The organism is Alkanindiges hydrocarboniclasticus, assembly GCF_001982605.1.
In the GTDB taxonomy this organism is placed as follows: Bacteria; Pseudomonadota; Gammaproteobacteria; order Pseudomonadales; family Moraxellaceae; genus Alkanindiges; species Alkanindiges hydrocarboniclasticus.
In genome coordinates, this window is record NZ_MLCN01000055.1 from 1 (window position 1) to 14,141 (window position 14,141).

Here is a 14,141-nt window from a genome sequence, read left to right on the forward strand (position 1 = left end):
CATCAAAGCCAAGTTGTAGGCTAAGATATCTTCCGTTTTCATTAAAACTGGCTGTCAGTGTACGGCTACCCGTAGAAAGTTCCCCTGCTGAAGCCATTCCGGCAATCAACTTCTCAGCTGCTCCTTCATTGAGCTTTATCCAGCCATGCTGCTCAACCAGCCGGTTAATGATCCTTTCTGAATAGTGTAAGGGCAGGGTATTGGCATGCATGGCAGGAATCTCTGGCTCATTATCATAAATACTATTATACTTCTATATTAATTATTTTGGCTATATATAAATAGGAAAAGACTGTATGTTTCCTTACACACCCCATTAATGCTGGCGGTGATATTCCTGCCATTGTTCAAGTGCTTTTTTAAAATAGACCAGATCAGATTGCTTCTGGCTGGCCTGCGAGATTAACATGTTTTTATGGTTGGCCAGTGCCTTTGGCCATTCAGGCATATCACGGGTGATCTGCGTGGCCATTTGACCGCGTGGTTTCATGATCATCAGGTTGGGGATAGAATCAACATTGGCAAGTTGTTGCTGCAACTCATTAATACGCTGCTCTGTGATCGTGATAAGCCACTCTAGGCCTGCTGTAGACTGCTCCAGTGGCTTAAAGCGTATACCTGCACAACTGGCCGTCTGATAGCCCTGTCCTGGTCGCTGGTAGCCATGGTGTGCCATGTGCTCACCCACAATTGCAATCTGGCGGAAACAGCAGGAACAGGTGCCCATTTTCTTATTGGGATTTTCCGGCTGGGCAGGCTTGTTACTTGGTGCACGTCCGCTAACCAGATGGTCTTTGAGGTAATCCATGCACTCAGCCAGTGGCAAAAGTTCACTGGCCATGTGTTGAAGGCGTATAACCAGTTCACCGTCTACTTTTGCACCCATGGCTTTCTTATACAAGGCCTTGATTTGATATAAGCCCATGGGCTTATTGACCGTCCTGAAGAATGTCTTGAGCTCTAAAGAAAGATTGGCCAACTGCACTCCCAATACTGGCCGGATATGATCATCCCAGATTTTATCCATCCTGTAGGAAAAATAGCTCTTGATCCGGTCATGGTCTGCCTTTCGTATCTGTCCTGCTTCCAGTGCCTGTATCAGTTCAGTCAGTATCCGCAAAAAAACCGGATCATTATTGAGGGCGGCGCGCGTAATGGGAAATTTTTCGGGCACCAGTAGGGCAGCTAATTCGACTGGATTTTTTTCAACGCTTGAATGCTTCATGTGAATACCTACGGGCAGCAACGACATACCTCACCAATAGATATTATTATAATATTCCCACAACACCCATGCAACACTATCCAATTGTTTTTTAAGGTTTTATTGTTAATTTTATTAACATTTCAACAATCAAAAACGGAGTTTTATTGGCCTGTTTTTCCAAAGCATATCCAGCCAGTCCAAGTGTATTAAATACATGGCATGCTAAGATTTATAGTTAAAACTTGAACTGTTGTATTGGCTTGCAATCCCTGCCAAGCCACTATTTCCCTAGTTGCCTACTATATTAGCCTAATCACGCTATGTGCCAGTTTTACTAGCTGTGGATCACATACAGCAGGGAAGGGAAGTGCATCAGGCACTGAGCTACACGAGCATCAAGCGAGTATTGCTGGTCAACTAAACAAATGTATTGGACAGTTTAAGCCGCCCCAATTCGGCCAGTGGGTGAATGACTGTCAACATGCGTCAAATCATGGCGCAAAGGTTTGATTTTACGATAAATTTTTATAAAAATTATTATAAAATAGAGACTTAAAAGAAATCGAGGGCAATATGATGAATATTAAAATGCTGACAGCAGCAAGTCTGGCCTCCCATGACCTATGTATAGAGATAGCAGGTATTGCACATACACTAAAAATTACCAGTACAACTCAGCTGGCCATGCTAGACCTGCCAAAACTAACTCTGATCAAGCCAGTTAATCCAGCATTACCTTATCTGTGGCATGGACAGGTGGATGATGATGTTACCCTGATCCTGATTGGCCAACCCAGTCATATGACCCTGCTCGCCGTGCATGCCGATAGTGTTGAGCAAGCCATGCTATTGCTGGCCAGCGAGTTATTAATGCCTACCAGCAAGCAAGATTTGTTCATGATCATGGTAACCGAATATGGTCTGGACATTGATAATTCCATTAAGGCAACCCAGCGCCATGTAAACCCAGTCACCAAAGTGGCTTCTTCCTATGTGAACGTAACCACATGGGATGTAGAACAAATGGATATGGAACTGGAACGACTTGATCGGATAGGACAATCTGAAAGCTATGTATTACACTGGAATGCTGCCAGTGCAAAGTATGAAGCTGAACTTACCAACCTGAATGACATCAATGCATTCCGCCCAGAAACACTGGTGTTACGGCTATTTGATTAATTTAATGTTTTGGCACTGGAGTTATTTTGCTAAGGCCTTGCATAGGTACTACTGTTAGTTTTCAGGCTGTTCTTACTGCCCGAGCATAATTCTCGCAAATCGCATACTTAGATGTTTTCAAGCAACGAGTTGGCCTGATACACCATATATTGCTGGGATAATACCCCTCCTGATAATGATGAAAGTGATGGCCATCAAGGGCTGGGTCTGTCGATCGATACATGTCAATGGTACTAGTCCAGTAATCACTGTTCCAGTAAAGCTCACGTCCCTCAGGGTCTAGGCTAATGATGGTACCTTCTGGCCATGAATAACCCTTGTGGATCACATATAGGGTAAGCATCTCATCCAGTGTTGGCATGCGCCAGTCAGTATAGCCGGCTAATTTCAATTGCCTGCATTCTTCTAGGGCTTGCTGCCATTCCATTTTCTTGCCATCGCCCATGCACTCACCATTGATCCAGTGCTGGCCAATGGTAATCCTAGACCACATTAAGCCCATTTTAGTGTCTGTCCATACTCCCTGATCAAGTTCATTGTTAATCAGCATGGTTTAATTCCCTTTTTGTCTTGGAACAAGTTGATATTCAGGATGCTGGCCAAGCGCCAGCAGGAATATCCCCCAAAGTTGAGGTGAAGGATTACGCAGCATTTTTTCATCACTGCCCAGATATTCATAACGCTCCCACGTCCTGACTGCAACACCGGTAATTTTGGCACACTGGCGCTGTGACAGGTTATGCTGATTACGCAAAGCCTGAATCGCTGCTGCATCAGGGGGATGAATGGCTACCTTGTCAGCAATATGGCCAAGGCCTACCGAGCACTGAGGGGGATTTTCCAGATTAGTCATTTCTGCTGTTATATTCCTGATTCATGGGGTCATTAAGCGGATCACGGTATCCTATGGCATACCCATCCGCAGCTGCCGGTCGCTTTACTGATTGGCTGCCAGCTAGAGGCATTGCTTAGTAAAACATCTGGCGCGATATTTCTTACAGCTTTAAGTGTGCAGGATCATTGCAATAATGGGACTTGGGCTTACCGGTTTATGACCTTGCTGGTACTGCTGCAACCGCATTTTTTTGCTGTTGCAAAAGCATGTGTGCTTTACAGGTTGCTAGCCAGCTTCTTAGCTGTCTTTTTGAAATAACTTCATCCGCTTGTTGGATATCGTCAACAATGGCGGGGCATTCCTTCATTGCAGCCCTGAGATTCTTTTTACTGGCATCACCAGCATTATAGTGATAAACGGCGTATATCAGACCTATAACAAGCCCAAGCCCTATTAGGCTTTGTAACAGACCCTTTAATTCACGCTTTGTCGCAGAATCAATCATATCTAATCTCATTTTTCTTAAAATAGATGTGTATTCGTTTTTTCACTTTCAGGCGTATCAACATTTGTCATGTATGCTGGTATGACCTGATCCAGCTTATTAATAAACGGTTCAGGCTGTACCATGGCATGCACATACATTGCTGCATGTCGTTTTTATCAAGCAACTACGGGAATGGGCTTTAACCAGTTTTTTGGGATGGCATACTGGCCAGCATGATTGCACTTGGGAGAGCTCATGACCAATACATATTCCTGCTCCAGATATGGGAAAATCTGGTATCGGATACCCCGCTCAGCCAGTCCCTGCTTGATTACGGTACGGGGTGCATCTGCATAACAATCACAGTCATGCATACTGCTACAGCAGGCATTGCCTTCGGGTTTAGTCCACTCGACTAAATCCTCTGCTTTTGGCGCTGTAATGTCCTTCAAGTTAAGGATACGAATAAACCCACCATGGCGCTGGCCTTCGCTAATCTCAACAATAGGGCTGGCAATTTCCCGATCAAGTGCCAGCTGGTTGCAGTAAGCCGCAATAAATTCACGGCTGGTATTAAAAAAGTGTAAATCACCAATAATGGTGTGACCGAGATGATCCTTGATCAGTGCGTTTAATTGCTGTGTCATGCCGTGGGCTCAACTGTTTAATATAGTTTATTATACCGTCCAATGGTCGGTATTAGGAGTTGTAAGTAGTTCCACTTTGTAAATAATCTATTTTAGTATCAGTTGATTAAGCCTCATTGTATAAAAATTTACTTTATTTGACTTCATCCATGAGGCTTTGCTGGCCATCCCCAAGTTTAGGGTTAGGATTATCAGGCTCGACCCATAGCCAGCAGGCTAACCGCTCATTAATGCGGGTATAATCAAAATCAATGGGTATCCAGTCAGTCGCTGCTTGAAGGGGAATACTGTGGTGCCTAAACCAGTTGCCTTGCAGGGCGTCACAATTCACGCAGCCATTGGATTGATAGCTTTTTCCTTCCGTTTTGCTATATCGTTCCTTGATTTGGCCATAACCATAGCGCATCCGGTAATGAGGTTCATTTAACAGCCTGACATAGGGTGCTGTTACCTTGTCTACTGGAACGGATGTCAGGTTATATAATCCATCGGCACATGGCGTGGCCAGATTGACCGTATCAATGATTCGTGTGGTTTCATCACATTTCCAGCACTGGTTTTCAGCCAGACTGATATTCAACATAAACCCCATTTCAGGGTAGGGTATCCACCTGATCTGACGTTGTAGCATACGCCGGATAAAATCACTGAGTTCCATTTCAGGGGGCTTGCCAAAGAGTCCCTTTTTCTGCTGGCTCACCCCTGCAACCATAAATTGCTTGGTATTAGGGTCAAGCCTGAGGCCAAACAGGGGTAATTCCTGACTGCGTGCCTGATGGTAATGATAGCCCCCATTAGCACCCATCCGCTGTAGCCAAAGTCCCCTGATCCCAGACCGTTTATATCGTGCCTGCCTGCGCATGGTTTCCTCAACAGTCTGGGGTGACCACTGTATTTCCACGGCAATCTTTATATTCCCTCGTTTACACAAAGTATCGACCACCCAGCCTTCATGGGTTTCAGATTCCCCACGGTGCTCGATGGAAACTTCCCAGCCCAGTTCATGTGCTGTCTTGGCCACAATATATTTGGCAAACTGGTGTTCCTTGCTTTCAAGCGCTGTTTTGCACTCTCCCTTACGGGCATGCGCAAAAAACTGGGTACCAAAGATATTGGTTTTTGGAATGGCAGCAGTCGGGCAGCAGCTCATCCTCAGCTGATGATTTTTATAGCTTGCCTTCAATTCCTTCCACTGGGCAGCACTATAGGTATAGCTATAAATGGTTTTTCCATTGGCCAGACAGCAGAAGGGCATGATGATTCCTGAACAGGGCGTGATGATCTACTTTAGGCAGATTTTGCAGGGTTGTGAAGTAGAATGGCCTGACCAGTACTGCCAGTGATAAACAGCCAGCTTTGGCTATCTGGGCTGGTAATTACCGCTCTCTGAATGCTCCCTGACCAGTAACTGCCGGTTGGTTTTTTTCCTTAAATGGTAAGACAGGTAGCGCATTGCAGTAATCCCAGCCATTAACAATGCAGTGATCAGCCCAAAAACAAGCTGTTCCCTGCTGGAATAAATATGGGGAGAAAGCCAGATGTTGGCCAGCAATAATGACCCACCCAGCATCTGTAAAATATAAAAACCGCTAAAGAACTTAAATGTTTTCATTATTGAATTTCCGGCAAGCCTAGGGCAGCTATCATCCTAAAAATATAGTAAATTACCCATAGAAATTATAAGGCTATAGGGCATACGCCGCTATAGTAGATTTTAGGGACTTGGGATTTAAAATGGTAGCCATTGCAAAAGACTATTCTGATATCTACAGGACGGCAACCCGAGCTGCCATAATTCAAAGCCAGAACCTTAAGTTTCCTAATCAAGCTCGGGTAACCCCTGAATCAAGGATTCCAGATCATTACCTAGAGGCGCTGCATGTTTTTAGTCGCAGTCAACTTATCAATTACCTTGCTCCACAATTTAATTATCCTTACTGGGGTACCAGTTGCCTGCAATTAGCAACTGCTATTTTTGCCTACCTCAACGCCATTGACCTGCCTGCTGACATCGTTTTTGGTGAAGTGACCATCCATGGAACTGACGAATATGATGTCACGCTTGAAAACCTGATCCATGAATATACGCATGGCATTCAAGAAGGCGAGCAGGCTATCCATGCTTGGGTGACTGTAGGAGATGACATCATTATTGATGCTGCCATGCCGGATCGGCTGCATAAGTATTATCACTTTCCGCTACCCAGCCTTCCGGAGATTCTGGTTGGGCGCGCCTATGAGTTGGCGCACTACTTTAAATGCCAGTATAAACCGATGCTGGTAGGTGCTGACTTCATTACCAGAACCAATCTCAACCGTATTGATCCACTTCAACTCGTTGAACAACTCAAACCAGTCCTTAATCCGTAACAGGATTAATCCAGATTGTGGGAAAACCTATATCCATGAACCGCCTAAAATTTTTGTCACTGGCGTGGGTAACAGCCCTTTGCTGTCTCCAGCCAGTAAAGGCTGATGATGTACCACCCGCCATGGACACACGGCCTGCCATCAATATTGCCGAGCTTAGCCAAAAGGCCAGTACCGGTGACGTTGCCGCTCAGGTTGCACTGGCCAATGCTTACTTTTATGGGGAAGGTACCACTGAGGACAACCAGAAGGCTTATGAGTGGTATAAGAAAGCAGCCATGCAAGATAATGCCTACGCGCAATATTCCTTGGGCTTGATCTATCATATGGGATTTGGCCTTCCTCAGGATTATAAGCAGGCGCTTTACTGGTATGGTAAAGCCAGTAATCAGGGCAGTGGTCTGGCCAAGGTAAGACTTGCTGGTCTGTATCATGAGGGTAACGGTGTCGCCAAAAATGAGGATATGGCCAAGCTGCTTTATAGCGATGGATTTGATGCCCTGATGAAAGATGCCCAAAATGATATTCCACGCGCTCAAAGAGAGATTGCCTCCATGTACTATCATGGCATGGGCATAAAACAGGATAAGAAAGCCGCAGCCCAGTGGTATCACAAGGCTGCCGAACTGGGTAACGCCTATGCCCAGCAAGAGTATGGGGAAATGCTGGAAGATGGGATTGGTGTCCCTGCTGATCCGGTGGAGGCATTCAAGTGGTATCAGCTGGCCGCAAATCAGGGTAGAGCTGAATCACAATATTATGTTGGCACTGCTTACTATAATGGTAAGGGAGTCACGCAGGATTATGAAAAAGCGTTTGAGTGGTTTATGCGCTCAGCCCAGAAAAATGATCGGGATGGCCAGTTTATTGTCAGCCTGATGTATTACAAGGGTCAGGGCGTGGTCAAGGATGAAAAACAGGGTTTAAGCTGGCTCATCAAGGCAGCAAATCAGGATCAGGCTAGGGCTCAGCTTACCTTGGGGGCACTATACCTTACAGGGGATGGAGTGCCGGAAAACCCCAACAAGGCCTATGAATGGTTTGCCAAATCCGCCCAGAATGGCAATAAGCAAGCAGCCAACATGCTGGCCGATTCCAAAGTATTAAAAGATCAGGAAGCGCGTGAATATGATGCGAAGATACGTGGTTATCATGTGATTAAAAAGCCAGTACGTGCTATTTATAATTATTACCTGACTTATAATTTATATAACTTCAGGGGCAAACATATCCGATCCTATGAAGTACCCGTGCCATTAAATACTACAACCTTGGCACAATGCCAGAATCTTGCGGCCAACCGGCAACTCTTAAAAAAGGCAAAAGCCTTACTGGATGATAATTTGTGGGTAGAACTGGAGATTATGCGCTTTAAGGTGACCGGTGCCTGTACCAAGGTGGAAATCCAATAGAAGCAGTCACATGGTAACTGCACCCCTATTAATTTCAATTAACCAGCCATGTTGGTATGCGCATAAAAAAGCCTACTTTCCAGTAGGCCTTTTATCAGAATATGAATTTTTAAATTGCACTACCCATTATATCCGCCATTAACGCGTTAGTGCGGGTACCTTGCGCCTTTTAATAATGCCTTCTTTTGCCTTTATGGCAAACTGACTTTGTTGTTCACAGTCATTATAGATTTTTAAGATAACAAAATTGTGATCAATGAGTTCACCAATCAATGATTCTGGCAAGTCAATTTCACCCATGTACGCCAGTATCATCTGACGTCCATACTGGTGTAATGTTTTGACCAGTGTTTTGATATCGTCTTCGGCATAGTGATACGCATCATCAATCGACCAACACTTGGCAGTGCTATTACTAACCATATCAAAAATCATGTTCAGAGAGGGTACCGAAACTTGGTAGGTTGGCGTTATGGCTGTGATGAACGTGTCAGGTGAAAATGCTTGCATTAATCTCGACTTGCCAGTGCCAGTTTTACCTATTAAAACCAGATTAACGCCTGTATCGAGTATTTTGCCCAATTCCTCTTGTGCAGCTTCAAGGTTATTGTGCACCCAGTGAGAATTTGCCTCATAATATAAATCTAACATCTTAAATTCCTCAGCTATTATTGAACTTAAGGGAACATGATTATCCGTGTTCCCCATAACACTTATTTACTGGCCAGTACTGCCAGCTTCTGGTTGGCTATAGCACGCACATTCGCATTGCTGGATTTTTCTGCAACCTGCTGTAGTGCGTATGACACGGGGACATCACCACGGATAATGCTAAAGTCAGTGGGACTGGCACAGCCGGATTCATCCAGCCCTTGGTCAACATCCTCACTGGCCACCACCAATGCAGGAACCTGCTTAATATTGAACATAACAAAAGCAGGGGGATGGATCAGGATATTGGGTGCCTTCTTCAGCCGGAATGTTTGCAGGTAACTCTGGGTTTCCTTAAATGATAGGGGCTTATCCCCGATAACCCCATTAAGGTAAACACTTACCCCCAGTTGCCCAGCCTGTCCCAGCATGTTTTCTACGGTGGCATGTGGCATGCTACTGCTAATGAAAAGGTACGCCCCACCATTCTTGTGATCCTGAATCCTGTCCTTGCTATCATCAGGCAAGGTGACCTTGAGCTGCCCATACTGATCAGCCAGCTTGGCAATATCGACGCCACTGATATCCACATTCGGGGCTTTATAATGCTCAAGCAGTTTTTTGACGTCTGGAACATTTTGCTTGGGCATGCTGACTTTATCCAGATTGACATTGGCCATGCCATTGGTGATCTTCTGTCCACTGGCCGGATCAATCTTATACAGGTCAGGCAGGCCATCCTTTTTAAGCTTATCAAGGCTTTTCTTGATTTCTTGATCGGTTGGGAACTGGTTGTCTTTTTTTACCTGCTCAAGGTCAATGGCAGCACTGGCCAACACCGGAAGCAGTAAAAGCCCATACAACAGGGATGCAGGTTTCATATTATTCTCCGACGTTGTAGACATTCTGGCAGCAATCACGTTTACGGAAGATCATGAAATTCATGTCTTCACCGATGATCGGTGGTGTCATGCCACTACCCCACAACAGGGTGGTACGGCCAAGCGGCTGGCAACACTTGCCGGCAATTTTCTGGGTTTGCGGTATGGGATAGGTCATGGAGTACTTGTATTGACGCTTATTCATCAGCGGCTGGATATAACCGCCACATAAGCCCATATCACCGTAATAGCTCCATGTAACCGACTGGCGGTGAAGCTTGGCCAGCATCCGCTGCATCATCAGGGAGCCGGTGTCCAGCTGGGCTTGATGGCTGCTTTCATAACCTGTTAGTGGGTAGGTCTGGCCATAACAGCCAGCACACCAGTGCAGTGCCGAAATGGGCAGGCCTGCGCTGGCAGCTAGGCAGTCTGCGGTACAGGCCGCTACTGCTGGTAAACTGCCATACAGGAAGGCATCCGGATTAAGCAGGTTGGCCAGCTCACCATCCACCCATGTGGGATCGGCCTCGGTAATATAGGCCACATCAAATCCCTTGTTTTCAAAACAGGCACTATCAAGAATGAGGCCTAATACTGTCAAAACGGGATTGGTATAAAAATGGGCATGGTAAAAGGCCTCTTCAATCGGGTTACGGCTATCTGCACCGACATAACCGGAAGTGTCCCCTGATAGCATGCCACTTTGGCCAAGCTCAACACCTCCAAGTCCAACCATGCAGTAGGCCTTGCTGGTGACATCGACCATACGGGCTGGTTCCCAAAACCCGATTGGAACCCCAACCGCTGCCTGCCCACAGTTACAGACATAATTGGATATGCCGCCCCCAAGGGTGGTTTCGCTGTCCTGTGCACCGGTGAAGTCAAGATTCTGTCCCATGATGGTGACGGGCAAAACGCATGACCAGCAAATATCAGTGACCGGATTAATGAACTGGCCAGAACAGGTACCATTGGCGGTACCGGTTGCCAGCAATAGCGGCATAACCAGCCAGACAAGCCGCAGTAGTACTGACCTATAAAGATTTTTCATGGTTTCTTCCTCTGGCTGCTTTCCAGTGTGGCCTGATCCAGCAATGCATCCAGTTCGGCGGTATGGCTAAAACCCACATGCACGCTCTGGTTGGGTAAAATAAAAAGTGGTACCGCGTTAACACCCACCTGTTTTAGCAGTGACAGGTTTTTGCTAAAGGGGGTTGGGCAGGGCGCAACTGCGGCCGGCTGAATTCCGCCCAGCACAAAATCATGCCAAGTCTGGCCAGCATTCCGGTTGCACCAGATTTGGGTATCAAGGGCGATGGCGGTAGGGCTAGGGTCTATTAATGGTACCGGATAAATATGAATGGTCACGTTATTTAGCCGTGCCACCTCGGCATCCAGTTTCTTACAGTAAAAACAGTGCGGGTCACTAAAGATCACCAGCTTACGGCTGCCATCCCCCCTGATAATCTGAATGGCCTGTGCAGCTGGCAATTGATCAAGGTTTACACTGGCATGTGTCCACGGGCTTGCCAGAGTTAAAACCAGACTAAAGAAGTACTTCTTCAATTTTAAGTACCTCACCTTGCTGGGTTACTTTTGATGGCACATGCTCAATGCCAAATTTCTGAATCAGCTGGCCATTTTGATCATAGAAAATCTGTAAGTGATACTTTTCCATGGCCTCCATCCAAGAACCCTTGGTAAAGATCACAACAGTCAGTGGCGCATCCTTTTTGACGGCCATTGCCCATGCCACCTGCTTATCAACAGTACCGTCAATAAACAGAACGGCCTTACTCAGCTGTCCGGTTACCAAGGGATTCACCACTGAACCTTTTTTGGCAATAATGTTCCCTTGGGTGTCAGTGATATCCGCTGTCACTGTAATGGATGGGTCAAGGGTAAATGTTCTTGGTTTGGTCACCAGCGGCAGGTCATTACCCTTGGGATGACGGATACCCTCTACAATCTTCTTGGTATTGTCCTGCTTGATTTTCTCCCATTCACCAGAATCAACCATTTCACCCACGCGCTTCTTGATGGCATCAAGCAGGGAAATTTCTTTCACTGGATAGACATTCCCCACAGTGCCCAGATCAGTAGCCATGGAACAGATTGGTAAGCCAAGGCTGGCCATCACCACCACATACTTGAATTTCATGCATAGTCCCTCATCGTCCGGCAGGCCATGGTTATTTTCGGCCTGTCACTTGGGCATGGGCATCATTCAGCAATGTGTCGAGTTCAACTGCTGAACTGGCACCTACATTTACCTTGCCATCCTCCAGTACCGACATGGGGGTGCCATTTAAACCCAATTGCTGGGCAAGCTTGATATTGGCATTGACTGGATTTTCACAGTCTGAAGGCGCATCTGGCTTTTGCTGATTGATCAGGTAGTTTCGCCATGCTGCCTGCTGGTCTTTGCTGCACCAGATTTGCCGTGCAACCTTGATGGCATCAGGATGAAGCTCAGTGATCGGGTTTTCAAAGATATAGATGGTAATATTGTCAAGCTTAGCCAGTTCGTGCTCAAAGCGTTTGCAATATGGACAATCCGGATCAGAAAATACTGCAATCTTGCGCTGGCCATTCCCCGCGACAAACTTGATGGCCTGATGGAAAGGCAATTTTGCAAAATCCAGCTTGTTGGCTTCTTCAACCTTGGACTTAGTGAGGTCGGCCTGATCCTTCATTCGGATCAAATTTCCAAACAGGAAGTAATCCCCTGTCTTGTCGGTGTAAGCCACATTCTTGCCCATCACCACTTCATAAATTCCCTTAATCTCAGATTCCTTGACCGTTTTGAACTGGGTAGCAGGGTATTTCTGTTTCAGGGTGGTAAGCAGGCTGGCATTGTCAGCCATTGCAACCGATAGGGAAGCACTGGTAATTACAAGGGCACTGATTAGCTGTTTCAACATATAAACCTCAAGCGTCTTAATAAATTGGAAAAGGATTGTTGTGAGTGGTTTCAACAGATGCACTATCAAGTGAAGCGTTAAGCTCAGGGGCAGTAACACTGGGTATTACTGGGACAGGGACAGTGACAGGACGCAACTGGGCAGCAGGAAGTACACTGGAGGCCATCATGCTTGGGATGATTTTGTCTTCAGGATTGATGTAGCCATTCCTGATCAAACAGTTGTTTTTGGCCAGTACCAGCAGGACATCCTTGATCACGCTTTGGAACTTGCCATGCTCAAGGGTCAGTAGCCATGCCAATATGGGTTCCGGTGTGTCATGGCCAAAATTGACCTTGAATATAAAACCATCCGGTTTCATTTTGCGCTGGAAAACTCGTTGTCTGGGCATACTGGTCATGCTCCAGTGAGAGCAGTCTTCTTATAGGTGGCCAAGCCAAATTTGCGCATTCCGGCTGCTACTGCATGGCGGGGATCACTGGCCGGTGAAAGTTGTGGCCATTTTTCCTGCATGGCCTCAATCAGGTAAATGCTTCCACCGCCAGCGATAATGAACTGGTCAATGGATCGTGCATGGCTTGAGAACAGGCGATTGGTGTTTTGATGGATATCGATCAGGGTGGCATCCAGTGCCGAAGTCACTGTTTTGGTTTTATCAATCAGCTTGCCATATGATTTGATTGTTTTGGTTTTAAGCACCTCAAAGCATTCAAGATGTGATGCGGTAATCCCCTCTCTGGCCAGTGCATGCTGCAAATGATCTACGGTCGCATAGATACCTTTGCCAGAGTAACTGGCGTTTTGCACCCATGTCCCACTATCAATTAGCATGTAATCAGTCGTGAAATGGCCGACATCAATGATGGCAATTTTGGCATTGCTATTATTGGTGGTGATAACAGAACCTTCATCATTCAATAAATAGTTCTGGTAAACCCCCCAAGGTTGAGGAATGGGCATAACCCGTGTTTCATGGCCAAAGTATTCCTTGATCTGTTTAGCCAGATCGCCACTTAACGATGCAAAGGTATTAACTGGAAGTCCCACCACGATTAACTCGGGTTTAATTCCATAAGTAAGCAGCAGTTGTTGAGCCTTAACCACCAGTACCCGATGTTCAAGACTGTTTATCCAGTCAGAATTATGGCCAACTGTATTTACAGCACCCTGCTTAATAGCGGTTTCACCAACAAAATAATCAACGCCATATAAATTAACGGTGTTCTGGCGGGTAATCTCGGGCGTAGGATCAAACGACAGGGTGGTAGCTGGGATAACAGCTGATGGAATAAATTTATTGCTGACCTCCCCATTAAAGTAAAATGATAGCTTTACACCGCTTCGTCCAATATCTATTGCAACGACCTTGCTGGATAAATCCTTGTTTCTATCTTTGGACATGTATTAACTCCATTAGTTAGGTACTCAATTGATAATTAATGCCGAATTAAACAAATATATAATTTATCTATTAGACTAATAGAAAGATTTATAATTATAGTAATTTTTAAATTAAATGATAGCGTTTCGTGCAAAAGTTCTTTT

General features: G+C 45.7%; 19 protein-coding genes. 3 read left to right on the top strand and 16 right to left on the bottom strand.

Features of this window, described 5'->3' with window-relative positions; translation table 11 throughout:
• Together BKE30_RS14635 and BKE30_RS14640 are read right to left on the bottom strand one after the other, a co-directional pair.
• The coding region (locus tag BKE30_RS14635; RefSeq protein WP_143253794.1) for a hypothetical protein at window positions 1-211 on the bottom strand (211 nt) is incomplete at its 3' end.
• A 105-nt stretch (window positions 212-316) separates the two neighbouring features.
• The gene (locus BKE30_RS14640) at window positions 317-1,225 is read right to left on the bottom strand and encodes a hypothetical protein (RefSeq protein ID WP_076879306.1); all 909 of its coding nucleotides are present in this window, start codon (window positions 1,223-1,225) and stop codon (window positions 317-319) included.
• A gap of 555 nt (window positions 1,226-1,780) precedes the next feature.
• Here BKE30_RS14640 and BKE30_RS14645 point away from each other — a divergent pair.
• Window positions 1,781-2,389, top strand: coding sequence for a hypothetical protein (locus BKE30_RS14645; RefSeq protein WP_143253796.1), 609 nt, complete (start codon window positions 1,781-1,783; stop codon window positions 2,387-2,389).
• Between the two features lie 61 nt (window positions 2,390-2,450).
• Here BKE30_RS14645 and BKE30_RS14650 read toward each other — a convergent pair whose 3' ends face one another.
• From BKE30_RS14650 to BKE30_RS14675, 6 genes are all read right to left on the bottom strand, one after another.
• Entirely contained in the window at window positions 2,451-2,939 is a 489-nt protein-coding gene (locus BKE30_RS14650) for an Lcl C-terminal domain-containing protein (protein ID WP_076879308.1), read from the bottom strand.
• Between the two features lie 3 nt (window positions 2,940-2,942).
• Window positions 2,943-3,242 carry a helix-turn-helix domain-containing protein gene (locus tag BKE30_RS14655; RefSeq protein ID WP_076879309.1) on the bottom strand — a complete coding sequence of 100 codons (300 nt, stop codon included), beginning with the start codon at window positions 3,240-3,242 and terminating at the stop codon, window positions 2,943-2,945.
• Between the two features lie 196 nt (window positions 3,243-3,438).
• Window positions 3,439-3,729 (bottom strand): hypothetical protein, encoded by a 291-nt coding sequence (locus tag BKE30_RS14660; RefSeq protein WP_143253798.1) that lies wholly within the window; start codon window positions 3,727-3,729, stop codon window positions 3,439-3,441.
• 158 nt (window positions 3,730-3,887) lie between these two features.
• A complete protein-coding gene (locus BKE30_RS14665) occupies window positions 3,888-4,358 on the bottom strand; it encodes a hypothetical protein (protein WP_076879311.1) in 471 nt (156 codons plus the stop codon).
• 133 nt (window positions 4,359-4,491) lie between these two features.
• A complete protein-coding gene (locus BKE30_RS14670; protein WP_076879312.1) occupies window positions 4,492-5,613 on the bottom strand; it encodes a competence protein CoiA in 1,122 nt (373 codons plus the stop codon).
• A 105-nt stretch (window positions 5,614-5,718) separates the two neighbouring features.
• The gene (locus tag BKE30_RS14675) at window positions 5,719-5,970 is read right to left on the bottom strand and encodes a hypothetical protein (protein WP_076879313.1); all 252 of its coding nucleotides are present in this window, start codon (window positions 5,968-5,970) and stop codon (window positions 5,719-5,721) included.
• 122 nt (window positions 5,971-6,092) lie between these two features.
• Between BKE30_RS14675 and BKE30_RS14680 the strand changes: the two genes are divergently transcribed.
• Window positions 6,093-6,728 (top strand): hypothetical protein, encoded by a 636-nt coding sequence (locus BKE30_RS14680; protein ID WP_076879314.1) that lies wholly within the window; start codon window positions 6,093-6,095, stop codon window positions 6,726-6,728.
• 35 nt (window positions 6,729-6,763) lie between these two features.
• A complete protein-coding gene (locus BKE30_RS14685; protein ID WP_076879315.1) occupies window positions 6,764-8,140 on the top strand; it encodes an SEL1-like repeat protein in 1,377 nt (458 codons plus the stop codon).
• A 138-nt stretch (window positions 8,141-8,278) separates the two neighbouring features.
• Here BKE30_RS14685 and BKE30_RS14690 read toward each other — a convergent pair whose 3' ends face one another.
• The 8 genes from BKE30_RS14690 to BKE30_RS14725 all read right to left on the bottom strand — a co-directional run bounded on the left by BKE30_RS14690 (window position 8,279) and on the right by BKE30_RS14725 (window position 13,997).
• Window positions 8,279-8,791, bottom strand: a complete 513-nt coding sequence (locus BKE30_RS14690) for a P-loop NTPase family protein (RefSeq protein WP_076879316.1) — start codon at window positions 8,789-8,791, stop codon at window positions 8,279-8,281.
• 62 nt (window positions 8,792-8,853) lie between these two features.
• Window positions 8,854-9,672, bottom strand: a complete 819-nt coding sequence (trbC, locus tag BKE30_RS14695; RefSeq protein WP_076879317.1) for a type-F conjugative transfer system pilin assembly protein TrbC — start codon at window positions 9,670-9,672, stop codon at window positions 8,854-8,856.
• Window position 9,673: 1 nt separating this feature from the next.
• Window positions 9,674-10,723, bottom strand: coding sequence for a TraU family protein (locus BKE30_RS14700; protein ID WP_076879318.1), 1,050 nt, complete (start codon window positions 10,721-10,723; stop codon window positions 9,674-9,676).
• Complete coding sequence (locus BKE30_RS14705; RefSeq protein ID WP_076879319.1) at window positions 10,720-11,238, bottom strand: DsbC family protein; 519 nt, start codon at window positions 11,236-11,238, stop codon at window positions 10,720-10,722. Before BKE30_RS14705 ends, BKE30_RS14700 begins: the two co-directional genes overlap by 4 nt.
• Window positions 11,219-11,833, bottom strand: a complete 615-nt coding sequence (traW, locus tag BKE30_RS14710) for a type-F conjugative transfer system protein TraW (protein WP_083698610.1) — start codon at window positions 11,831-11,833, stop codon at window positions 11,219-11,221. The genes BKE30_RS14705 and traW overlap by 20 nt, the downstream gene beginning before the upstream one ends.
• Window positions 11,834-11,864: 31 nt before the next feature.
• Window positions 11,865-12,596, bottom strand: a complete 732-nt coding sequence (locus tag BKE30_RS14715; RefSeq protein ID WP_083698611.1) for a DsbC family protein — start codon at window positions 12,594-12,596, stop codon at window positions 11,865-11,867.
• 16 nt (window positions 12,597-12,612) lie between these two features.
• Entirely contained in the window at window positions 12,613-12,987 is a 375-nt protein-coding gene (locus BKE30_RS14720; protein WP_143253799.1) for a hypothetical protein, read from the bottom strand.
• A 5-nt stretch (window positions 12,988-12,992) separates the two neighbouring features.
• The gene (locus tag BKE30_RS14725; RefSeq protein WP_076879321.1) at window positions 12,993-13,997 is read right to left on the bottom strand and encodes a ParM/StbA family protein; all 1,005 of its coding nucleotides are present in this window, start codon (window positions 13,995-13,997) and stop codon (window positions 12,993-12,995) included.
• Between the last annotated feature and the right edge of the window lie 144 nt (window positions 13,998-14,141).

Excerpts from the sequence above, each read along its gene's own strand:
- BKE30_RS14640 (WP_076879306.1), bottom strand. The coding sequence starts at position 1,225 with ATGAAGCATTCAAGCGTTGAAAAAAATCCAGTCGAATTAGCTGCCCTA.
- BKE30_RS14645 (WP_143253796.1), top strand. The coding sequence starts at position 1,781 with ATGATGAATATTAAAATGCTGACAGCAGCAAGTCTGGCCTCCCATGAC.
- BKE30_RS14650 (WP_076879308.1), bottom strand. The coding sequence starts at position 2,939 with ATGCTGATTAACAATGAACTTGATCAGGGAGTATGGACAGACACTAAA.
- BKE30_RS14655 (WP_076879309.1), bottom strand. The coding sequence starts at position 3,242 with ATGACTAATCTGGAAAATCCCCCTCAGTGCTCGGTAGGCCTTGGCCAT.
- BKE30_RS14660 (WP_143253798.1), bottom strand. The coding sequence starts at position 3,729 with ATGATTGATTCTGCGACAAAGCGTGAATTAAAGGGTCTGTTACAAAGC.
- BKE30_RS14665 (WP_076879311.1), bottom strand. The coding sequence starts at position 4,358 with ATGACACAGCAATTAAACGCACTGATCAAGGATCATCTCGGTCACACC.
- BKE30_RS14670 (WP_076879312.1), bottom strand. The coding sequence starts at position 5,613 with ATGCCCTTCTGCTGTCTGGCCAATGGAAAAACCATTTATAGCTATACC.
- BKE30_RS14675 (WP_076879313.1), bottom strand. The coding sequence starts at position 5,970 with ATGAAAACATTTAAGTTCTTTAGCGGTTTTTATATTTTACAGATGCTG.
- BKE30_RS14680 (WP_076879314.1), top strand. The coding sequence starts at position 6,093 with ATGGTAGCCATTGCAAAAGACTATTCTGATATCTACAGGACGGCAACC.
- BKE30_RS14685 (WP_076879315.1), top strand. The coding sequence starts at position 6,764 with ATGAACCGCCTAAAATTTTTGTCACTGGCGTGGGTAACAGCCCTTTGC.
- BKE30_RS14690 (WP_076879316.1), bottom strand. The coding sequence starts at position 8,791 with ATGTTAGATTTATATTATGAGGCAAATTCTCACTGGGTGCACAATAAC.
- trbC (WP_076879317.1), bottom strand. The coding sequence starts at position 9,672 with ATGAAACCTGCATCCCTGTTGTATGGGCTTTTACTGCTTCCGGTGTTG.
- BKE30_RS14700 (WP_076879318.1), bottom strand. The coding sequence starts at position 10,723 with ATGAAAAATCTTTATAGGTCAGTACTACTGCGGCTTGTCTGGCTGGTT.
- traW (WP_083698610.1), bottom strand. The coding sequence starts at position 11,833 with ATGAAATTCAAGTATGTGGTGGTGATGGCCAGCCTTGGCTTACCAATC.
- BKE30_RS14715 (WP_083698611.1), bottom strand. The coding sequence starts at position 12,596 with ATGTTGAAACAGCTAATCAGTGCCCTTGTAATTACCAGTGCTTCCCTA.
- BKE30_RS14720 (WP_143253799.1), bottom strand. The coding sequence starts at position 12,987 with ATGCCCAGACAACGAGTTTTCCAGCGCAAAATGAAACCGGATGGTTTT.
- BKE30_RS14725 (WP_076879321.1), bottom strand. The coding sequence starts at position 13,997 with ATGTCCAAAGATAGAAACAAGGATTTATCCAGCAAGGTCGTTGCAATA.